Consider the following 22,376-nt stretch of genomic DNA (forward strand, 5'->3'; position numbering starts at 1 on the left):
ATCAAATATATTTTATACTAATTTTAGAAAATATAAATATAAATTTTTGTAAATTTTTCTAGTATTTATATTTTACATATTATTGAAGATTAAAAAGCGTAGGTCTGCTTAATTTTCAATAATAAAAAAGAAGCCAGTAAATGAATTTGTAAAAAACTCATTTACTGGCTATCTCTTCAACATAATAGTCTAGGCTCTGCCCTTGGAACCTTTAAATTCTATTCAACTGAGAATAAATATTGATAAATAGGTTGGCCACCATCATGTTCTTCCACTTCAACATCTGGATATTCTGCTTCAACCCATTCTACTAATTGGCTTGTCATGTCTTCACTAGCTTCTTCACCAGCGATAACTGTTAAAATTTCGCTATCTTCATTTAATAATTCAGATAGTAGGCCTTTAATCGTTGCAAATTCATCTGCATTACTAGTAACAATTTTACTTTCTGCTAAGCCCATAAATTCATCTTTTTTAATTTCTACACCGTCAATTTTAGTATCTCTCACTGCAAAAGTGATTGAACCAGATTTCACTGTTTCAAGAGCAGTAGTCATGTGAGATTGGTTCTCTTCCAATGTAGATGATGGATCATATTGGAAAAGTGCAGCAATACCTTGAGGAATAGATGTCGTTGGAATGACAACAGTATCTGCTTCGACTAATTCAGCTGCTTGATCACTCGACATTCTGATATTCTTATTATTTGGAAGAATAATCGCACGTTGACATTGAGATTGTTCAATGACTTTTACAATATCTTCAGTCGATGGATTCATTGTTTGTCCGCCACTAATAATATGTGTTGCGCCCATTGAAGTAAATAATTCTGAAATGCCTTCACCCATAGAAATCGCAATAATAGCTGTTTCTACTGTTTTAGGTGCTTCATCTTTATCCGTGTGTTGATTTTGTTGTTCTTTACGGATAACTTCACGATGTTGTTCACGCATATTTTCAACTTTTAATTTAATTAATTCACCATATTGTTGACCATAATTAAATACTTCACCTGGTGTTTCAGTATGTACGTGAACTTTAACGATTTCTTCATCATTAATAACAAGTAAAGAATCGCCAAATTGGCTCATATCATTTCTAAATTCTTGTTCATCAAATTCTTTTTTATCTTTTCCAAAGCGGACCATCATTTCAGTGCAATAGCCGTATTTAATATCTTCAGTATTAATGACACCATGGAAATCGTGTTCTTCATGAACTAAGTCATCTGTGTCTAATTTAGGTTTCTTAGCTTCAACTGTTTCACCTTTAAGACCTTTTAGGAAACCTTCGTAAACGCATAATAAACCTTTACCGCCACTATCCACAACGCCTACTTCTTTTAATACAGCTAATAAATTCGGAGTATTATTTAGTGATTTTTCAGCTTCTGCAATTGTGTATTCCATTAATTCAACACAATCGTCTGTTTCTTCAGCTTTATTGATAGCCGCATTAGCTGCGTCTTTAGCAACAGTAAGGATAGTTCCTTCTACAGGCTTCATTACCGCTTTGTAAGCAGTATCTACACCTGCTTGGAAACTGCTTGCTAATTGTTGCGCATTGATTTGTTGTTCTTGTTCAATATTTTTACAAAAACCTCTAAATAATTGAGATAAAATAACGCCTGAATTACCACGAGCGCCCATTAATAAACCTTTAGAAAATGTTTTACCTAGTTCACCAATACTATTTGATAAATTATTCTCAACTTCTTCACGCCCTGAAGTGATAGTTAAGTTCATATTTGTTCCTGTATCGCCATCTGGAACAGGATAAACATTTAGGGAATCCACTAAATCTGCGTTATTAGATAAATTTTGTGCCCCTTGTATAATCATATCGGCAAATAATTTACCGTTAATTGTGCTAATCATCGTGCTTTGTCCTCCTATACCTTCTTGCCCTTGTGATTAAGTCGTACGCCTTGTACAAAAATATTAATTGAATTTACTTTAACATTTAATGAATGTTCAAGTGTGTATTTTACAGATGATTGAACATTATTAGCTACTTCAGAAATTTTTACACCATAGCTCACGATAATATACATATCGATATCAATCACGCCATTGTTTTCTTTTACAATAATACCTTTAGCATAATTTTCATGGCCTAAGATTTCAGCAATGCCATCTCTTACTTGTTGTCTAGATGCCATACCTACTATTCCATAACTTTCAACTGCTTTACTGCCTACCACTGATGCGATTACTTCATTTGAAATATCTATTTTGCCATAGTCGTTTGAGATTTCAATAGTCATCTTCCTATTCCTCCTGAATTATGGTTAAAATGACGTTAACTTTAAAGAAACTACACTAAGATTATAGATAACTTTATGCGTCGTTTATCATATGTATACCCTATCTATAATCAATATTTTATTTAAATAGTGAAAAACACTATTGGTTCATACTCAAATAATATAATTATTAGAGATGTATTACATAACTCCTCAGCTTACAATTATACCATAATTTAAGGATTTCAAAACATTTTAAGTTAAATTACATTTTATTTTATTGCTTTCAATTTTCATATATGGTATCTTATTAAAGTATATAAGTAGTCAAGTGTATTTATATTTATTAAAGGAGGTACTTTGATGGGTAAACAATGTTTCGTAACAGGTCGTAAAGCATCGACTGGTAACAATCGTTCACACGCTTTAAATGCGAACAAACGTAGATTTAATGCTAACCTTCAAAAAGTTAGAATTTTAGTTGACGGAAAACCTAAAAAAGTTTGGGTTTCTGCGCGTGCTTTAAAATCTGGTAAAGTTACTAGAGTTTAATAAATATAATGCACAAAAAATGCCTTCATATGTGGTGAAGGCATTTTTTTATGTCTAAATTTGATTATGATGAAACGTTAGCGTTACAAATCTTTACTTCTCATTTGTAGTACTTGGCCATTTTCAACATTGATATGCGCAATTGGCTCCTCTACTTCATTAGAAATAGTTAATGTAGAACCAATTTCTAAATGTTGTTGTTTAAGGTTATATTTAAATCCTTTTAACGTTAAAGTAACTTCCCCATTTACTGGGATAAAAGATACGTATTTGTAATTAGCAGACTTTTCAATCGTATGTATACCGCTATTTAATAATTGAATTTCATTTTGCTGATCAACTACGACTAATTTGATTTGTTTGTCAGAATACATAGGTTTTAACAAAATTTGAAGCATTCCCATAAAGTGATCTAAACGACCGCCAGTTGCTCCAAAAATATAAATTTCATTATAGCCTCGTTGTACTGCTTCTTCGACACCAAGTGCTAAATCAGTATCATCTTTTTCAGCTTTAACTGGATGAATATCAAGCGTTTCTTTTAAACGATTTCTTTCCTCTTCTGTTACTGAATCGAAGTCTCCTACTGTAAATTTAGGAGTAATTTGATGATTAGTAAGTATTAAAGTACCTCTATCGATACCACCCCAGTGTAAGTCTTGTGCATTATTAAATATATCTTGAGGTAAATGTCTGTCTCCACAAAGTAAATTGATTCTCATTTCAATCAACCTTTCAAACGTTGTGTAACTTTTTTATAATCATCTTGTTTAAAGAAATAAGATCCAGTTACAAACATAGTGGCACCATTCTCTGCACATAGTCCAATTGTTTCATCATTAATTCCACCATCAACTTCAATATCGAAATGCAATTCAGATGATTCTCTTATATCACGTAATAATCTCACTTTAGTAGCACAAGCTTCTATAAATGACTGTCCGCCGAACCCTGGGTTTACTGTCATAATTAATACGTAATCAACCATTTCTAAAATAGGCATCAATGCTTCTACTGGTGTGCCAGGATTAATAACTACGCCAGCTTTTTTACCAGCATTTTTAATCATTTGTAAAGCACGATGAATATGAGGCGTTGCTTCAACATGGATTGAAATCATATCAGCGCCATGTTCCGCAAACGTTTCAATATATTGTTCAGGGTTCTCAATCATTAAATGTACGTCAATTGGAAGTTGAGTAGCACTACGTACGGCATCTAAAATAGGCAATCCGATAGAAATATTAGGAACAAATTGTCCATCCATTACATCGAAATGTAAGCCGTCTACTTGGGCTTCTTCTAATAAAGCTATTTCATTTTTTAAATTTAAAAAGTCTGCTGATAATAGCGAAGGATATATTCTTCTCATTAATATCTAACCTTTCTATTAGAAATTTCATTGAATAATTGAAGATAATGGTCATATCGGAATTGTGGTAAATGACCTTCATCTAATTGTTGTTTTACATTACATTGAGGTTCTTTAATATGGTTACAATTTCTAAATTTACATTGTTCACCATAGTTATCAATATCAATAAAATAATGTTTTAAATCATCTTTTTCAATATGATCAAAATCTAAAGCACTAAATCCGGGAGTGTCAGCTATGAAGCCATTCTCTCTTTCAAACAACTCTACATGTCGTGTAGTATGTTTACCGCGGTTAAGCGATTTCGATATGTCATTCGTTTCAAGATTTAGCTCAGGATTGAATGTATTGATAAATGTTGATTTACCTACACCAGATTGTCCACTTAGTACTACTAATCCATTAGGCCATGAAGCAACGACATCGCTTTTATCAGAGTCCTTACCAACAAATTGGGTGTTATATCCAATAGATTGATAATTAGATAGTAATGATTCAATGTGTTCAATTTGCGCTTCTGATGCTAAGTCTTTCTTCGTAACTAATATACTTGGTGCTAAATCATAAGAATGCGCGATAACTAAAAATCGATCTAATAATTGGGTTGAAAAATCAGGTTCTACCGCACTCATCACTATAATTAAACCATCTATATTACTTACTGGCGGACGTTTTAAAGCGTTTCGTCGATCATGTACATGATGAATATACCCTTCATCTATATTTTGAATTTCAAAATCTACAATATCTCCCACGATAGGAGAAAATTTTTTCTTTCTAAATAGCCCACGTGGTTTAGTATTATATAATTTTCCTTCTACATCTACTTGATAAACGCCACTTACTAATTTAATAATACGTCCAGTCTCCAAAATGACACCTCTTGTCTTATATTTATAATTACATATTATAGCAAAATGTGATTGAATAATCTAAGTTAGACTTAAAAGATATTATTTATATTTTAAGTTTACATAATTTATTTATAGTTAAATATAAAGTTATAAAAAAGCCTCAAAATGATTTCAACATAATTTCAAAATCACTCTGAGACTTTAATTATTATTCATTGAAAAAAGATTAATAATAAACGTCTTTATCTGCAACGACTTTACCATCTACTCTAATGGTATAGCCAGCTGATGTACCTTTTTCAATTGCCAAAGGAATTGAAATCGTTTTGTCATCAGTAATTGTATAAGTTTGAATAGCACTTGTACCACTATTATCTTTATCTCTCACATATACTTGAACTTTCTGGCCTTTATCATCTTCTCCAGTATACGGTATTGTGTATGTTTCATTATAGTTTTTTACATTAGCTGTGTCTTTCGAATCATCACTTTTTTCTTGTGAATCATTCTTTTTATTATCTTCTTTGTCTTTACTGTTCTTACTATCTTCTTTATCTACGCTATCTTTGTTATTTTTCTTATCCTCTTTACCTTTAGAAACAGTAAAGTGGATAGTACTACCTTCCTCTACTTGTGTACTCTTAGGTGTTTGAGAAATAATTTTATCTTTTTGAATATCATCGCTAAATTCTTCTGATATTTCTACTTTTATTTTGTTTTTCTCTAATTCTTTTTTGGCAGTTTGATAATCTTCGTTTTCATAATTTTTAATATAGACTTTTTTCACACCTAAAGACTCAGTTAATACAATATAATGATCGTTCACTTTTACATCACTATCTGGATTAACATTTTGACGAAGGATGCTACCTTTCGGCATTTGATTACTATATTCTTGCTCAATAGAAATATTATTTAGTTTTAATTCTTTTAGTTTATTAATCGCATCATCTTTTTTCATACCAATTACATTCGGCATTTTTGCACGCTCAGGACCTTTTGAAAGAATGATATCAACTTTGTCATGCTGATTAATTCTTTCGCCAGCTTTAGGGGTAGATTTCATAATTTTATTTTCAGGATAAGTATCGCTATATTCACGTGAAATTTTACCGATTTCTAAATGTGATTTACGAAGTATTTTCTCTGCTTCTTTTTCAGTTTTACCAGTTAAATCTGGCATTTCAGAGTATTTATCTCCAAACATACCAATGGCTATAAATCCGAATAAACTTACTAAAAGAAAAAGCAAAATTAGAGCAATAGCAAATTTCTTCCTTTTAGAACGTTTCTTACGAGGAGGCTCATATATATGGTTCTCGCTCGTTTGAAATTGATGCTCATTTACAATAGGAATTTGCATGGTTTGTGCAATATTTTTCTTAGCATCTTCTTCTTTTAACTTATCTTTAATTTCATTTTTATCAATAGGGACTGTTTTTTTCTCATCACTTTCAAGTGTATGTTTTTCTTCATTTACACGACTTGAAACTAATACACTGCTTAAATCTTCTCTCATTTCCCTAATACTTTGGTAACGATGCTCAGGATTTTTAGCAGTAGCCTTTAATACCACATTACTTAATGATTGAGGAACATCTTCTCTCTGATCAGTTACATTAGGAACAGCTTCTTGTATATGCTTTATAGCAATACTTACAGCAGTTTCCCCGCTAAATGGTGGATGGCCAATTAACATTTCATAAAGTACTATCCCGATCGAATAAATGTCTGTAGTTTCATTAGTTGTTTCACCTTTTGCTTGTTCAGGTGATAAATATTGGACGGTACCTAGTACGTGATTGGTTTGTGTCATAGAGGTTTCACTAAGTGCTTTAGCAATGCCGAAATCAAATATTTTTAATGTTTTGTTTTTATCAATTAAAATATTTTGAGGTTTAATATCTCTATGTACAATACGCTTTTCATGAGCTTGTTGTACGCCTTGTAAAATTTGTTCAACAAAATTGATTGCCGTATCAATACTTAGTGGTCCATGACTATGTATATATTCAGAAAGCGTAGGGCCATCAATATATTCCATTATGAGAAAAAAACATTCTTCTTCATCAACATCATAGACTTCAATGATATTATTATGACTCAATTGGGTCGCGTTATTAACTTCCCTTTCAAAGCGACGCATCGTTTCGTCTTTTTCATTCTGTGGAATTGAAATTGCTTTAATAGCTACTTTTCGATGCAAAATAGTATCTTCAGCTAGATAAACAATACTCATTCCACCGCCACCAAGTTTATCTAAAACTTTATAGCGATCACTAATTAACTTTCCTATCATACATTATCACCTTCAATAGAAGCTAATAGCACGCTAATATTATCTTTAGAACGATGATACAACGCTAATTGAATTAACTGATTACCATGTTCTTCAAGTGATAATGGTTCACTTAACGCCTCTAAAATGCGCGTATCCCTTACATAATCTGTAAGCCCATCTGACGCTAGTAAAAGATAATCATAATAACTAAAGCGTTTAGTAAATATATCAGGGTTCACACGTTTATCTGTGCCCATCACCTTAGTAATAATATTACGTTGAGGGTGAGACCATGCTTCTTCTTCAGTAATTTGCCCTGTCATCACCAAATGATTAACAAATGAATGATCGTGGGTAATTTGTTCAATCTCTCTTGTACTCACCACGTAAGCTCTAGAATCTCCTATATTGGCAACTACTAATTGTCTATCGAAGACAAGCGCACAGACACATGTTGTGCCCATGCCTCTATAATCTTCATGACTTTGAGCATATTCAAATAGATCACGATTTATATCTTTTAAAGTCAAACGCAACCAGTTCTCTGCTTGTTCAAATTCTATAAAGTTCTCATCTTCAAAACGTTTTTGAAGTTCATAAGTAACAAACTGACTAGCAATTTCTCCCGCTTTATGACCACCCATACCATCACACAACACTAATAGTTGTTGTTGGGTTTGGTTATAAAAAATACCTCCTGCATCCTCATTCTTATCTCTATGTTGTCCAGTATCTGTGAAAAATTGTGCGTTTAGCATTATGATTACCTCGTTTCTACTTGTCGTTCCTTAGCTCTTAATTGTCCACATGCTGCATCAATATCTGATCCTTGTTCACGTCTAATTGTAGCATTGACGCCTAATCTTTTTAATTCTTTTTCAAATTTAAATATATCATCTTTAGGAGTTTTAACATAATTTCGTTCTGGTACATGGTTAACTGGAATTAAGTTAACATGGCAATTTAAATCTTTAATTAAATGGGCTAAATCACGTGCGTGCTCAAGTTGATCGTTCACGCCACCGAATAAACCATATTCAAATGTAACACGACGATTTGTTTTTTCTTGATAATATTTAATTGCTTCCATTAACTTATCTACATGATAAGCACGGTTAATAGGCATTAATTTTGAACGTATTTCGTCTTTCGCAGCATGTAAACTTACTGCAAAGTTAATTTGAATATCTTCTTCAGCAAAATCATAAATACGTGGAATAATACCTGAAGTTGAAACCGTGATATGACGAGCACCAATATTTAAACTATTATCGTCATTGACTATACGTAAGAAGTCCATCATTTCATCGTAGTTTTCAAATGGTTCACCAATGCCCATGATAACAATTTGAGAAACACGTTCATTAGTAGCGTCTAACGCTTTTTGTACAGTTAATACTTGAGAAACAATTTCTCCCGCTTCTAAATTACGTTTTAATCCACCTAATGTAGAGGCACAGAAAGTACAACCAATACGACAACCTACTTGTGTCGTTACGCATACTGAATTACCGTAATCATGACGCATTAATACTGTTTCAATCGTATAGCCATCTTGTAATTCAAATAAAAACTTAATCGTGCCATCTTTACTTTCTTGTTTTACTACGGTAGTTAACGTTGTCATAGCAAAGTTATCTTTTAATACTTGGCGTAAATCTTTAGATAAGTTCGTCATCTCATCAATGCTGTTGACACGCTTTTGGTATAACCATTCAAAAATTTGTTTCGCTCTAAATTTCTGTTGACCATGTTCAACTAACCACGCTTGCATTTCATCAAATCTTAAAGAATAGATCGATTGTTTATCAAAATCGGGCAAGAATTTATTTTTCTTCTTTTTTTCAGCAGTTATCATCTTAACTTTCCTTTCTTTTTATTTTAGTTATGAAAAAGCCATCCGAATCAAAGTCTTGGGGTAAAATTTGTAACGTTTTAACTTGTTCTCCAGTAATAGGGTGCGTAATAGGCTCAAATTCGAAATCTTTATTACGTTTTAAGAAAGTATAAATCACGTTCTCATTTTCAAGTTGCTCTATTGTACACGTTGAATAAATAAGTGTACCTCCAGGCTTTAAGTTACCTTTTACATTGTCTAATATCTCAAGTTGTAATTCAACTAAGTCATTAATACTTTGTTGAGATTGCACATATTTAATTTCAGGTTTATGTCTTAACACACCTAATCCACTACAAGGTGCATCCACTAAAATTTTGTCATACATTCCTTTATAAGGAGTTGTAGCATCGTGGTCAAAGGTTTTTATATTCTTAAGTTGTAATTTTCTAATATTTTCTTTAATTAAGCCAATTTTATGCTTATGAATATCTGTCGCATCAACATGACCATTTGGAGATAATAGTTCTGCCATATGACACGCTTTACCACCCGGTGCACTACAAGTATCTAAAATTTCATCATTGGGTTCTACACCCATGAAGTAGCCCACTAACATTGAGCTTTTATCCTGAATTGAAATAAGACCTTCTTTAAATGCTAAAGACGCTACCACTGGCTTTCCTTTTAAATGTAAACAATAGGGTATGAGATTATCTATTTCAACTTGATAACCTTCATCTTGTAATCGTGATACCAGTTCCTTAGGACTAATTCGACTTGTATTAACTCTGACTGTATTCGCTGTTTGCTGCAAAAACGCATTGGCGATTTTGTGTGTTTGTTCCAGGCCATGATGAGTAATCCAATGTTCGATAATCCATTTCGGTACACTATATTGAACAGACATACGTTGCTTTTCATTTTTAATAGTATCGATATTGGGTAAATCACTTCTGAAAATAGTTCTTAAAATACCGTTTACTATATTACCATTATGGGGCCCGCCGCGACGTTTTGCGATATCTACCGCTTCATTGATAATGGCATGGTTAGGCACTTTATCTAAATAAATATATTGATATAAACTCATCCATAATAGTTGTCTTACCCAGCCTTTTACTTTTGTTTTAATAAAAGGTTTTAAATAAAAATCTAATGTTAATTTACGTTTTATCGTACCATATACTAATTCTGTGAAAAGAGGTTTATCAATAGAGGATATTTTCTCATTAGACAGTATTTCATTAATCTTTAAGTTACTATACGCATTATCATTTAATATGTCTTGAATAGCTTGAAACGCTAGTTCTCTCACTGTTTGTGTCATACTAACGTTTTCCCAACTAGAGATTCTTGCACGCCGCTTAAGTAATTACTTACTAACATACGTTTTTTCCCTGCTAATTGAATATCTGTTAATGCTATAGCATCATCTGAGCCTGTACCAACTATAATTGCTTTTTTAGTCGTTTCAATAATTTGGCCTGGTTCGCCTTTTTTACCTTCAATAATATGCGCAGCAAATAGTTTTAAGTTTGTGTCATTCATCTTAGTATAAGCTACTGGCCATGGCGATAATCCTCTAATGTGGTTATGAACATCTTGAGCTGATTTCGTCCAATCAATACGCTCATCTTCTCTGCTAATATTTGAAGCAAAGCTAGCCTTTGCATCATCTTGAGGTATGATATCATTTGTACCTTCAACAATTGAAGGTAATGTTTCTTTTAATAAATCGGCACCTAAGAAACTTAATTTGTCATGCATTGTGCCTACATTATCATCTTGCTCAATATCAATCGCTTTTTGAGAAATAATATTACCTGCATCTAATTTTTTCACCATATACATAATAGTAATACCAGTTTGTTTCTCTCCATCAATAATCGCTTGATGAATTGGTGCGCCACCGCGATATTTTGGTAAAAGTGAGGCGTGGACATTGATCGCACCTTTTTTAGGTAAGTTTAATAAACTTTCAGGCAATAATTGGCCAAATGCAGCCGTTACAATTAAATCTGGCTCAAGACTCAATAATGTAGTTAGTTCTTCTGAATCTTTAAGTTTTTCAGGTTGATAAACAGGTATATCATGTGCTTGAGCTACTTTTTTAACTGGAGGTGGTGTTAACACACGTTTACGTCCAACTGGTCTATCTGGTTGGGTAACCACTGCGATAACCTCATGCTCTGCTATTAACATTTCTAATACTTTTGTTGAAAAATCGGGTGTTCCCATAAAAATTATTTTACTCATTTTCAAAATACGCCTCCACTTCTTCTTCAGTTAATACTTTTTTAGCACGTTCGGTAAATAATATGCCATTTAATTGATCAACGATGTGTAAAATCATGCGCGCCACATCATCATAGGCAGTCAATTCTATTTTATTTCCTTCTAAATCATTACCTTCTACTGTAATCATTTTACTACGTTCTACTTCTGCATATACACCAGGTAAATTTACAGAACCTTCTAAGTCGATTATTTTCTCAGCTGATTCAGATTTAATAACAGGATTTACAAGTTGTAATAAACCCTCCAATTCCATATCAATCATCGCTACTTGCTTACTAATCCCTATTTGAGGCGCACTCAATGCAGAGGCTTCTTCAGCGTATAGCGTATCTTCTATATCTAAAAACAAATCTTTTAATACATCATCAAATTGTGTTATAGGTTGTGCTTTTTTAGTTAATACAGGATGCGTAGATTGGACTAATTTTTGTATCGCCATAATGTATGCTCCTCCTGAAAAAATTCATCATATAATTATAACTTAATTCAAATTGAATTGCGACCTTAGACTGAAATTAATACTGAATAGATTGTTATCAATTGCATTTAAATTTGATACGATTAAAATAGAAAATGAGACGGAATTAAATATAAAAAGTTTGGAGGTGTTATTAAAATGGAAGTAAATAAAATTATTTATATCGTTTTAGCATTATTTTTAGGTAGCTTCGGTGTCCACAAGTTTTATGCTGGTAAAACGATGTCAGGCATTTTACATTTAGCTTTCTTCTGGACAGGTATTCCACATATCATCGCTATTATTAGTGCAATCTTAACATTATTCAGACCTGCCGATGAAAATGGTAACGTAGTAATGTAGACTATTTATAAAAAAGTTACGCCACAGAATATATATTCTATGGCGTAACTTTTTTTATCTAATTTTATAGTAAACAAAATAATTGGTAGTAAAAGTGCTACGATACTTAATGATGTTATGATAATAAAGCGTATCTCATTCATATATATTTTATGAATTTCTTCTTTGATTTGAAAAAACATGTTTTGAATGGTCAAATTTAAACTTTTGTAATTACTATCTATTGTTTCATTTGAATTTTGTTCAAGATGATTAAATCTTGAATCAACATGTTCTTTAAATTCCTCAAATGCCTTGGTGCCGACGTATTTTTCTTCAACCATAGCGGTCATCCTCCATTATTAAAGTGCCAAGTGCTTACAGTGATGTGTGTATTCTAGATGCTTTAATGACATAAATTAATTAATGGGTAAATTAAACATTGCGTTTTAGCGACATTCTGCGCTCTAATTCAGATTACATTTTACACCTTGACGTAATTTTTATCTACCATAAAAACTCGACAATTTTATCACATCATTATTTGAGGGTTGATATCAATTTTCAAGGATAATTTATCTTTCATATATGCTTCATGATAATAATCATCTAAATATTGCAACGCTTTAAGCAACTCTGGCTCACGTTTATATTTAACAAGAATTTGGAACCGATGTTCATTATTAATACGCGCAATAGCGGCAGGAGATGGTCCTAGCACTAGAGCTTTATCGGTTAAATGTTGTAACAATACTTGATGAACGTGTTTTGACGCTTCCATTACTTTTTTCATATTTTTATGCGCAATAGTAAAATTAATTAAAAAGTAATATGGAGGATATTTTCCAATTTTTCGAAATTCCATTTCTTTTTGATAAAACGTTAAATAATCATTTTGTTGTACATCTTCAATAGCGTAGTGTGTCGGGTTATAGGTTTGAATGATAACTTTTCCAGGCTTTTCATGACGCCCTGCTCGACCTGACACTTGGGTTAATAATTGATATGTACGTTCACTTGCTCTGAAATCAGGTAAATTTAACATAGTATCGGCATTAAGTACCCCTACCAATGTAATATTAGGATAGTCTAAGCCCTTCGCAATCATCTGCGTGCCTAGCAAGATATCACCTTTGCCCTTTTCAAAATCAGTAAGCAATTTCTCATGAGCACCTTTACGTGATGTCGTATCTACGTCCATACGAATAATACGTGCTTCTTCAAATTCCTGTTGTAAAATTTCTTCAACGCGTTGTGTCCCTGTTCCTACTTGGCGAATATGTGGACTCTCACAGTTAGGACATATATTAGGTGGCGTTTCTTGATAACCACAATAATGACACTTTAACTGATCCGTGGTTTTATGGTAGGTAAGCGATATATCGCAATGAGGACATTGAGGAACATAACCACAATCACGACATAACATAAATGACGCATATCCACGGCGATTTAAGAATAATACGATTTGTTCATTTTTATTCAATCGGTCTTGAATCGCCTCACGCAATTCATTTGAGAACATCGAACGGTTACCTGAACTTAATTCTTCTCGCATATCAATGATATCAATTGAAGGTAATGCTTGTTGATTCACCCTAGTAGGCAATGTTAGAAGTTGATAAACATCCTTTTCAGCACGAGCATAAGATTCAAGACTTGGCGTTGCACTGCCTAACACTAAAGGACAATGATGATAACGACTGCGCCATTCGGCAATATCACGCGCATGGTAGCGTGGATAATCTTCTTGCTTATAAGTTGATTCATGCTCCTCATCAATAATAATAATACCTAAGTTTTTAAAAGGCGCGAAAATACTTGAACGCGCACCTACACTTACTTGTGCTCTACCATCTCTAATTTTTTGCCATTCATCATAACGTTCCCCATTTGATAAACCTGAATGAAGCACGGCAACATCATCACCAAAACGACGTTTGAAACGTAAAACCATTTGGGGCGTTAAGGCAATTTCAGGTACTAACATCATAGCTTGTTGTCCTTTATTCAGCACCTCTTCAATTGTTTGTAGGTAAACTTCCGTCTTTCCTGATCCAGTAACACCATGTAATAAGAAGGTACGCTGCTGTTCTTTGTCAATCGTTGCTTTGATTTGTTGAAAAGCCACTTCTTGTTCTTGAGTTAATGTCCGTTTATCTTCTCTTTCAAAAATACGGTCTGCAAATGGATCACGTTCAACTTCGGCATCATATTTTTCGATAAACCCTTTTTTCACAAGACTATCAATACTAGATTTTGAAAATCCCATTTCTTCTAAATCTTTAAGAAAAACTGTCTTATGTTGTTCATCTAATAAGAAAGCATACACATCGTACTGTTTCATAGACTTTTCTAATAACGCTAGGATTTCATCAGGATTATACTCATCCAGAATGCGAACCGCTCTTTGCGTTTTTTTACTAGTATGTTGAGATAACAATGTTACTTCTTGAACGATACCTTCTTTGAGTAAATGATTTAACACTGGCAAATGGTTATTTTTTTGCGCATCTTTATATTTATAATGTCCTCTGGAATCAAAATATTTTAAAAGGTCTTCTTCCATGTCATTATGTTTTACAACTTCAAATACTTTTGTATATTTTGCCTTAATTGCGCTAGGTAACATTGCTTCAAGGACAGAAATACTCTTAGACACATGCGAATAACTGAGCCATTCGCTTAATTGTATTAATTCAGGCGTTAATTCTGGACGTATATCTTGAACTTCTTTAATTTCTTTTAACCTTTGAATGTCAATATCTTCACTTGGTTGTGACTGAATATCCATAACATAGCCTTGAATTGTTCGAGGCCCAAATGGAACGATAACTCTGACACCTACTTGTATAAACGCTTCTAAATTTTTAGGTACGAGATAATCAAACTTAAAATCTACACTTTTGGAAGGTACATCTACAATGACCTTTGCAATCATTATTGCCACCTAGTTTCTAATTCATCTAAAATTTGTTGAGCTAATTGCACTTTTTTTCCTTTCTTTATATTATGCGTTTCACCATTTTTAAAATGCATTGTTAATTCATTATCATCAGATTTGAAACCAATCGATTGGTCTCCTACATTATTTGAAATAATCACATCTGCATTTTTGCGTTTTAATTTATCTTGTGCGTATTGTTCAATATTTTGTGTTTCTGCAGCAAAACCTACTAAATATTGATGTGTTTTGTGTTCACCTAAATATTTTAGTATATCTTTAGTACGCTTAAATGTGACTGATAAATCCCCTTCTTGCTTCTTCATCTTATGATCTAACACTTGATTAGGCGTGTAATCTGACACTGCCGCTGCTTTCACTACAATATCTTGTTCATCATAACGTTGTGTTACCGCTTGGAACATTTCTTCTGCGCTTTCAATATGAATCACTTCTACCCCAGTTGGATCTTCTAATTGAGTAGGACCAGTAACTAATGTTACATGTGCGCCACGATCACGTAAGGCTTGAGCAATTGCAAACCCCATCTTTCCAGAAGAACGATTTGAGACAAAACGAACTGGGTCAATTACTTCTACTGTAGGTCCAGCTGTAACTAGTGCATGTTTACCAGTGAAGCTATTATTTTGAATGAGTTGTTGTTGTTTAAAATAGTCGTTAAGGACACTTACAATTTGTAACGGTTCTTCCATTCTTCCTTTTGCGACATAACCGCACGCTAAGAAACCATCACCAGGCTCAATAAAGTGATAGCCATCTGATTTAAGCACCTCAATATTACGTTGCGTACGTGGATTCTCATACATATGCACATTCATCGCTGGCGCTATAAATTTAGGTGTTTCAGTAGCTAACAACGTAGACGTAACCATATCATCAGCAATGCCTACGCTCAATTTAGCAATAATATTGGCAGTAGCAGGTGCTATTATAATCGCGTCAGCCCAATCTCCTAGTGCCACATGTTGAATTTCTTGAGGATTCTCTTCTTTAAAAGTACTCGTATACACTGGATTTCTACCAATAGCTTGAAACGCTAAGGGTGTCACAAATTCTTGAGCATGATCTGTAAGCATAACTCTTACATCGTAACCTGCTTGCGTTAACTTACTTGTTAAATCAATTGCTTTATAAGCTGCAATACCACCTGTTACGGCGAGTAGAATGTGTTTCATAATCGGCTTTCTCCCTTACTTTTTCGATTATTAAATAAGTTTTTACATTAAATTAATTATACACAAATCAGTCGAATAATTAAAAACACACACCCTAGTAAAATGAGTGGCTCATTTAATGTAAGGTGTGCGAATCTTTTTTATTATAGTCTCACAAATTAATACTAACTTATGACTTTAAAATTGTATAAACGTTAAACTTATGCGTAAAAATCATCTGGATATTCAGGTTCAATTTTACCGTTTGCAATTTCTTCTAATGCTTGGCCAACTGGTTTAGCTGAATGATAACCGTTTAGTAAAGCTGTTTCAGGTTTTTCATCTAATTCACGTGCACGCTTAGCTGCAGTCGTAGCAATTAAGTATTTTGAATTAATTTTTGATTGTAATTGATTTAAAGGTGGGTTTAACATTATTTTTTTGCCTCCAATAACATTTTTCTATATATAGCTTCTACGCGTTCTCTTTTTAAATGCTCCGCTTCAACAATTGATTGAATACGTTGTTTGGCTAACTCTACTTCATCATTAACGACAACATAATCGTAAAGATTCATCATTTCTACTTCTTTACGTGCTTCATTGACTCTGCTTTGGATTTTTTCATCAGATTCAGTACCTCGCCCCACTAAACGCTCTCTCAAATGGTCTAAGCTTGGCGGTGCAAGGAAGATAAATAATGCATCAGGAAATTTCTTTCTTACCTGTTTTGCACCTTCTACTTCAATCTCTAAAAATACGTCATGACCAGCTTCCATAGTATCTTTAACATATTGAACAGGTGTGCCATAATAATTTCCTACGTATTCGGCATATTCAATAAATTGATCTTCCTGAATTAACGCTTCGAATTCTTCTTTCGTTTTAAAAAAGTAATCTACACCATCGACTTCTCCTTCGCGTATGTCCCGTGTAGTCATTGAGATAGAGTACTTATATGATGTAGTTGGATCGTCAAATATTTCTTTACGAACAGTTCCTTTACCTACTCCTGAAGGACCTGAAAGAACAATTAGTAATCCTTTTTCATTATCCATGCCTTACGACCTCTCTAAGCTATTCTTCTATTATTTAAATATAATATCACATTGAGGAATGAATTGTATAGAGTGTGAACGACAAACTTAAATCATGACGCTATGATTTTACCATGTTACAATATAATGAATGAAAAAATTGAAGGTGGAAATTAATTATGGCATACGATGGCTTATTTACTAATAAAATGGTAGACTCACTACAATTTCTAGTTTCCGGTAGAATTCACAAAATTAATCAACCAGAAAATGACACAATAATTATGATTGTACGACAAAATCGTAAAAACCATCATTTATTATTATCAATACATCCAAGCTTTTCAAGAATGCACTTAACTAATAAAAAATACGATAATCCTTTTGATCCACCTATGTTTGCACGTGTCTTTCGTAAACATTTAGAAGGTGGCATCGTGAAAGCAGTGCGCCAAATTGGAAATGACCGACGCGTAGAAATTGACGTTGAAAGTAAAGATGAAATTGGTGATACGATTTATCGTACTGTCATTCTTGAAATAATGGGTAAACACAGTAACCTCATTTTAGTAGATGATAATTATAAAATTATTGAAGGATTTAAACATCTGACACCTAACACTAACCAATATCGTACAGTAATGCCTGGCTTCCAATATGAAGCGCCTCCTACACAAAATAAACTTAATCCGTTTGAAATGGATGGACAAGAAGCATTAAAGCACATTGATTTTAATAGTGGTAAAATTGCAAGACAATTACTTACTACATTTGAAGGCTTTAGTCCTTTAATTACAAATGAAATTGTAGACCGTTATCAATTTATGACTTCTGACACATTACCTAAAGCATACGATGAAGTAATGGAACAAATAGATCAGGAACCTGTACCCATTTTCCATAAAAATCATGAAACTGGTAAAGAAGATTTCTACTTTATGAAACTTAAACAATTCCAAGATGATGCCGTGATCTATGACTCATTACACGAATTGTTAGATCGTTTCTATGATGCGCGTGGCGAACGTGAAAGAGTAAAACAACGTGCAAATGATTTAGTACGTTTTGTTCAACAACAACTTCAAAAGCAACAACATAAGTTAAATAAATTGATTGAGGAATATGAAGGTGCGAAAGATAAAGATACGCAACAATTATATGGGGAGCTTATTACGGCAAATATTTACCGTATTAAACAAGGTGATGAGTCTGTCACTGCGCTAAATTATTATACTAATGATGAAGTGACGATTCCTTTAAATCCAACGAAGTCTCCTTCAGTGAATGCGCAATATTATTATAAACAATATAACCGCATGAAAACACGTGAACGAGAACTTGACCATCAGATTAAATTAACACGTGAAAATATTGATTACTTCGCTAATATTGAACAACAACTAGAACATATTACAGTAAATGAGATAGATGATATTAGAGATGAATTAGCTGAACAAGGTTTTATGAAGCAGCGTAAAAATGTTAAGAAGAAGAAAAATGAAAAGATTCAACTTCAAACGTATCTTTCAACCGATGGAGATACGATATTAGTTGGTAAAAACAATAAGCAAAATGACTATTTAACTAATCGTAAAGCGCAAAAATCTCATATTTGGTTCCATACGAAGGATATACCAGGCTCTCATGTGGTTATTTTAAATGATGCGCCTAGTGAGGAAACAATTAAAGAAGCAGCAATGATAGCGGGCTACTTCTCTAAAGCTGGTAATTCTGGACAAATACCAGTAGACTATACTGAAATTCGAAATGTTCATAAACCTTCAGGTGCGAAACCTGGTTTTGTCACGTATGATAATCAAAAAACACTTTTTGCCACACCTGATTACGATAAAATTCAAAACATGAAACAGAAATAAGAAAACGTAAAATGATCCACGTTATAAATTGCTTATAACGTGGATTATTTTATGTCTATTTGTAAAGGCGTTCTTTGATAGGTACTCACTCATTTAAGTTGCTAAGCTTTCCAGGGGTGCCGTCTCTAAAGCAGTTCTTAAATGGATCATCATTTCACTTAAGTTGAGACGCTTGCCTAGGGGGCTGGGTCGACCCAAGGTCTTGTAAAATAGTTCTTAGGTAGATATTCACTTGTTTAAGTTGTTGCGCTTTCCGGTGGGAAAGGCTCAAGCCTGTAGTCTTGAGGCGCTTTCTTTTCCACCAGGAGTCTTCACAACTTCACTTCGTAATCTACCTTAGAACTACTTACGTAAGTGTTTGAACACTTACGTTCATCAATAACTCTAAATTCCTTAGGCGTCACACAACATCATTCGTAGTTTATCTTTAGAATTTCTTACATAAGTGCATAGCACTTATGTTTATTAATAATCAACATAAGAGTCTCCGTATCTACGTTTCACTATCTATCTTAAAACTACTACTTACTAAGTATCTTACGATTACTTTTCATTACTCATTTAAAAAATTTTTTCTTTAAGTATATAAAGTATTTCCTTAAATTTATATATAAAAAGGCACTGCGTAAATTTATATATTGCTAAACAAATTTACGCAGTGCCATGTAATTTAATGTGAAATTTTATCAATAGAATAATTTATTTTTCTGGTAATGCGAGTTGGAAGCTCACGCCAAATTTATCTTGTACCCAAGCGAATTCTCTGAACGGTGGCATTGCCGTTTTAGGCATTAAAATAGCACCTTCTTTTTTCAATCCGCTAAATAAACGTTCCATTTCCATTGCATTATCTACAGTAATATATAGCGAAATGGATGGGTTCATAGGTATCTCTTCACCATTATCAGCATCAATAGCCATAAACACTTGACCATTCAATGTAAAAATAGAATGTTGCACTGTACCTGGGACGCCTGGTCCTTCCTCTCCATATTTAACCATAGTTAGAATTTCACTATTTTCAAATAGGCTTGTATATAAATTAATCGCCTCTTCAGCTTGATTATTAAACATTAAAAATGTTGTTATTTTAGGTATTTCCATGATAATCCCCCTACGTTTTTCTTTATGTTCACATTACTATTTTAAACTATTCATGAACAATTTAACAAAATCCCCCTCCTATACAGAGACTTTCTAAAACTTAATTTTTTGACTTATTTTGTATTATCGTTACAATTAAGTAAAGTTAAATTGGAGGCTTTTTATAATGATGCATTTTATTATTCCCCTACTATCTATGTTTATTGTGTTATTAATAGGTTGGATTTTAATTAAAATTTTTATTCGCTAATATTATGAGTTGGATACATTTAAACGCCATGGGTAGACGCGCTCAGTGGCGTTATTTTTTTATAAAAAAATGGTACATATACGACTATGTCTAGTTTCAAACAACTGTCGTGATATGCACCATTTTGTCTTTTAAATTTCGCCTTTTTGGCGTAACTTTTCTTTCGCTTTTTTGAAAAAGTCAATTGTATGTTCGAAAGCTTTCATGTTTGTTTTATCACTCTCATTATGAATACTTTCAATACTTTCATCAATCGTTAGTGTATGGTCTGGGGTTTTAAAATTACTTTCACTATATAAAAAATCATTCACATGTTTCATCTTATTATAAAAATGATTTTTTTCTTTTTCAGTAGTCAATATTCATTACCCCCTTTAAACATAGCTTATTATAAGTTGTCTCTCCAATCAACTAACGTTTGAATATCTTCTTCAGAAATTTTACCTTCTTCACGAGCTACTTCAATCAATTCATTATAGTTACTTAATGTGTAGAAAGGTACACCAATGTCTTTAAACATCTTATCTGCTTTAGCTAAGCCGTAAGTGAAAATAGCTACTACGCCTACAACTTCTGCACCTGCTTCTTGTAAAGCTTCCACTGCTGTAATAGATGAGCCACCAGTTGAAATTAAATCTTCCACTACTACCACTTTTTTACCTTTACTTTGAGCGCCCTCGATTTGATTTTGTTTACCATGACTTTTACTTTTAGAACGTACATAGTTCATTGGTAAATTTAACTTTTCAGAGATATAAGCGGCATGAGGAATGCCAGCTGTGGCAGTACCTGAAACAATCTCAACACCATTAAATTTATCAGTGATTAATTGGCTTAAGCCATCGCGAATTGCTTCACGCACTTCAGGATAACCTAATGTCACACGGTTATCACAATAGATAGGTGATTTAATACCAGAACTCCACGTATATAAATCGTTTGGTGATAATGTAACTGCTTCAATATCTAATAATGATTTCGCAATGTTTTTTGCCATCTTAACCTAACCAACTTTCTTTAATATTTTTGTAACTCTCTACTGGATTTTGACTTTGCGTAATTGGACGTCCAACTACAATATGTGTTGCCCCTAATTGTTTAGCATCTTCAGGTGTAGTAATCCTTTTTTGATCATTAACCGCTGCCCCTTGTGGTCTGATCCCTGGTGTTACTTTTAAAAAGTCTGAACCTAACTCATTTGTTAATAATTCTGCTTCTAGTGGTGAACATACAACACCATCAAGTCCAGCTTTCTGTGTTAATTTCGCATAATTCAATACGGCTTCTTCAATAGTCGTTTGAATATTTTGTTCGTTATGCAACATCTCTTCAGTAGTAGAAGTTAACTGAGTTACCGCTATAATCTTTGTATCTTTACTATATTTACGTAAACCGCGTACAGCTGCTTCCATCATTTGTGTACCTCCAGCAGCATGCACATTAACTAAATCTACATCAAGTTTACCTAAACCTTCCATTGCTTTTTCCACAGTATTAGGAATGTCGTGCAATTTAAGGTCTAGAAAGATATCATGTCCACGTGATTTAATCGTTTTAATTAAGTCTGGCCCTGCTTGGTAAAATAATTCCATACCAATCTTCACAAACAATGGTTCATCGAATTGATCAAGAAATGTATTTACTTTATCTGCAGATTCAAAATCTAAAGCGATAATTGGTAAATCTTTCATTTATAAGCTCCTTTTGAAAATGAACGACGAGAGCAGCGTAAGCTTCATAAAAATT

The 22,376-nt window shown here is 33.1% G+C and carries 23 protein-coding genes; 3 read left to right on the forward strand and 20 right to left on the reverse strand.

Features of this window, described 5'->3' with window-relative positions:
- Positions 1–218: 218 nt before the first annotated feature.
- Positions 219–1,877 carry a fatty acid kinase catalytic subunit FakA gene (gene fakA / locus CD128_RS11405; RefSeq protein WP_103329983.1) on the reverse strand — a complete coding sequence of 553 codons (1,659 nt, stop codon included), beginning with the start codon at positions 1,875–1,877 and terminating at the stop codon, positions 219–221.
- A gap of 14 nt (positions 1,878–1,891) precedes the next feature.
- Positions 1,892–2,266, reverse strand: coding sequence for an Asp23/Gls24 family envelope stress response protein (locus tag CD128_RS11410; RefSeq protein ID WP_103297876.1), 375 nt, complete (start codon positions 2,264–2,266; stop codon positions 1,892–1,894).
- Between the two features lie 342 nt (positions 2,267–2,608).
- Here CD128_RS11410 and rpmB point away from each other — a divergent pair, with 342 nt between their 5' ends.
- Positions 2,609–2,797, forward strand: coding sequence for a 50S ribosomal protein L28 (gene rpmB / locus CD128_RS11415; protein WP_103297877.1), 189 nt, complete (start codon positions 2,609–2,611; stop codon positions 2,795–2,797).
- An 83-nt stretch (positions 2,798–2,880) separates the two neighbouring features.
- Here rpmB and CD128_RS11420 read toward each other — a convergent pair whose 3' ends face one another.
- The 9 genes from CD128_RS11420 to CD128_RS11460 form a co-directional block, all read right to left on the reverse strand.
- Positions 2,881–3,519, reverse strand: a complete 639-nt coding sequence (locus CD128_RS11420) for a thiamine diphosphokinase (protein WP_103329984.1) — start codon at positions 3,517–3,519, stop codon at positions 2,881–2,883.
- A gap of 5 nt (positions 3,520–3,524) precedes the next feature.
- Positions 3,525–4,169 (reverse strand): ribulose-phosphate 3-epimerase, encoded by a 645-nt coding sequence (rpe, locus tag CD128_RS11425; RefSeq protein WP_103297879.1) that lies wholly within the window; start codon positions 4,167–4,169, stop codon positions 3,525–3,527.
- Positions 4,169–5,044 carry a ribosome small subunit-dependent GTPase A gene (gene rsgA / locus CD128_RS11430; RefSeq protein ID WP_103329985.1) on the reverse strand — a complete coding sequence of 292 codons (876 nt, stop codon included), beginning with the start codon at positions 5,042–5,044 and terminating at the stop codon, positions 4,169–4,171. Before rsgA ends, rpe begins: the two co-directional genes overlap by 1 nt.
- 208 nt (positions 5,045–5,252) lie before the next feature.
- Positions 5,253–7,325 (reverse strand): Stk1 family PASTA domain-containing Ser/Thr kinase, encoded by a 2,073-nt coding sequence (gene pknB / locus CD128_RS11435; protein WP_103329986.1) that lies wholly within the window; start codon positions 7,323–7,325, stop codon positions 5,253–5,255.
- Positions 7,322–8,065 (reverse strand): Stp1/IreP family PP2C-type Ser/Thr phosphatase, encoded by a 744-nt coding sequence (locus CD128_RS11440; RefSeq protein WP_103329987.1) that lies wholly within the window; start codon positions 8,063–8,065, stop codon positions 7,322–7,324. Before CD128_RS11440 ends, pknB begins: the two co-directional genes overlap by 4 nt.
- Positions 8,066–8,070: 5 nt before the next feature.
- Positions 8,071–9,165 carry a dual-specificity RNA methyltransferase RlmN gene (gene rlmN, locus CD128_RS11445; protein WP_103329988.1) on the reverse strand — a complete coding sequence of 365 codons (1,095 nt, stop codon included), beginning with the start codon at positions 9,163–9,165 and terminating at the stop codon, positions 8,071–8,073.
- A 1-nt stretch (position 9,166) separates the two neighbouring features.
- A complete protein-coding gene (rsmB, locus tag CD128_RS11450) occupies positions 9,167–10,474 on the reverse strand; it encodes a 16S rRNA (cytosine(967)-C(5))-methyltransferase RsmB (protein WP_103329989.1) in 1,308 nt (435 codons plus the stop codon).
- On the reverse strand, positions 10,471–11,403 hold the full coding sequence (fmt, locus tag CD128_RS11455; protein ID WP_103330032.1) for a methionyl-tRNA formyltransferase: 933 nt from the start codon (positions 11,401–11,403) through the stop codon (positions 10,471–10,473). The genes rsmB and fmt overlap by 4 nt, the downstream gene beginning before the upstream one ends.
- The gene (locus CD128_RS11460; protein WP_103329990.1) at positions 11,396–11,884 is read right to left on the reverse strand and encodes a peptide deformylase; all 489 of its coding nucleotides are present in this window, start codon (positions 11,882–11,884) and stop codon (positions 11,396–11,398) included. The genes fmt and CD128_RS11460 overlap by 8 nt, the downstream gene beginning before the upstream one ends.
- Before the next feature lie 177 nt (positions 11,885–12,061).
- On the opposite strand from CD128_RS11460, the gene CD128_RS11465 reads away from it, so the two are divergent.
- Entirely contained in the window at positions 12,062–12,265 is a 204-nt protein-coding gene (locus tag CD128_RS11465; RefSeq protein ID WP_103329991.1) for a TM2 domain-containing protein, read from the forward strand.
- Positions 12,266–12,270: 5 nt separating this feature from the next.
- On the opposite strand, the gene CD128_RS11470 is transcribed toward CD128_RS11465, so the two are convergent.
- The 5 genes from CD128_RS11470 to gmk all read right to left on the reverse strand — a co-directional run bounded on the left by CD128_RS11470 (position 12,271) and on the right by gmk (position 17,420).
- Positions 12,271–12,588 carry a hypothetical protein gene (locus CD128_RS11470; protein WP_103329992.1) on the reverse strand — a complete coding sequence of 106 codons (318 nt, stop codon included), beginning with the start codon at positions 12,586–12,588 and terminating at the stop codon, positions 12,271–12,273.
- A gap of 188 nt (positions 12,589–12,776) precedes the next feature.
- On the reverse strand, positions 12,777–15,185 hold the full coding sequence (gene priA, locus CD128_RS11475; protein WP_103329993.1) for a primosomal protein N': 2,409 nt from the start codon (positions 15,183–15,185) through the stop codon (positions 12,777–12,779).
- Positions 15,185–16,384: a bifunctional phosphopantothenoylcysteine decarboxylase/phosphopantothenate--cysteine ligase CoaBC gene (gene coaBC / locus CD128_RS11480; protein WP_103329994.1), complete on the reverse strand. Its 1,200-nt coding sequence runs from the start codon at positions 16,382–16,384 to the stop codon at positions 15,185–15,187. Before coaBC ends, priA begins: the two co-directional genes overlap by 1 nt.
- Before the next feature lie 200 nt (positions 16,385–16,584).
- The gene (gene rpoZ, locus CD128_RS11485) at positions 16,585–16,797 is read right to left on the reverse strand and encodes a DNA-directed RNA polymerase subunit omega (protein ID WP_103297890.1); all 213 of its coding nucleotides are present in this window, start codon (positions 16,795–16,797) and stop codon (positions 16,585–16,587) included.
- A complete protein-coding gene (gene gmk, locus CD128_RS11490; RefSeq protein ID WP_103329995.1) occupies positions 16,797–17,420 on the reverse strand; it encodes a guanylate kinase in 624 nt (207 codons plus the stop codon). Before gmk ends, rpoZ begins: the two co-directional genes overlap by 1 nt.
- Before the next feature lie 158 nt (positions 17,421–17,578).
- Between gmk and CD128_RS11495 the strand changes: the two genes are divergently transcribed.
- A complete protein-coding gene (locus tag CD128_RS11495; RefSeq protein WP_103329996.1) occupies positions 17,579–19,276 on the forward strand; it encodes an Rqc2 family fibronectin-binding protein in 1,698 nt (565 codons plus the stop codon).
- 699 nt (positions 19,277–19,975) lie between these two features.
- Here CD128_RS11495 and CD128_RS11500 read toward each other — a convergent pair.
- From CD128_RS11500 to pyrF, 4 genes are all read right to left on the reverse strand, one after another.
- Positions 19,976–20,380, reverse strand: a complete 405-nt coding sequence (locus CD128_RS11500; RefSeq protein WP_103329997.1) for a VOC family protein — start codon at positions 20,378–20,380, stop codon at positions 19,976–19,978.
- 381 nt (positions 20,381–20,761) lie between these two features.
- Positions 20,762–20,989 carry a hypothetical protein gene (locus CD128_RS11505; protein WP_103329998.1) on the reverse strand — a complete coding sequence of 76 codons (228 nt, stop codon included), beginning with the start codon at positions 20,987–20,989 and terminating at the stop codon, positions 20,762–20,764.
- A gap of 29 nt (positions 20,990–21,018) precedes the next feature.
- Positions 21,019–21,627: an orotate phosphoribosyltransferase gene (gene pyrE / locus CD128_RS11510; protein WP_103329999.1), complete on the reverse strand. Its 609-nt coding sequence runs from the start codon at positions 21,625–21,627 to the stop codon at positions 21,019–21,021.
- 1 nt (position 21,628) lies between these two features.
- Positions 21,629–22,321: an orotidine-5'-phosphate decarboxylase gene (pyrF, locus tag CD128_RS11515; protein ID WP_103297896.1), complete on the reverse strand. Its 693-nt coding sequence runs from the start codon at positions 22,319–22,321 to the stop codon at positions 21,629–21,631.
- Positions 22,322–22,376 lie beyond the last annotated feature (55 nt).

Origin of the sequence: Staphylococcus croceilyticus, from assembly GCF_002902575.1 — a bacterium.
Classification (GTDB): domain Bacteria; phylum Bacillota; class Bacilli; order Staphylococcales; family Staphylococcaceae; genus Staphylococcus; species Staphylococcus croceilyticus.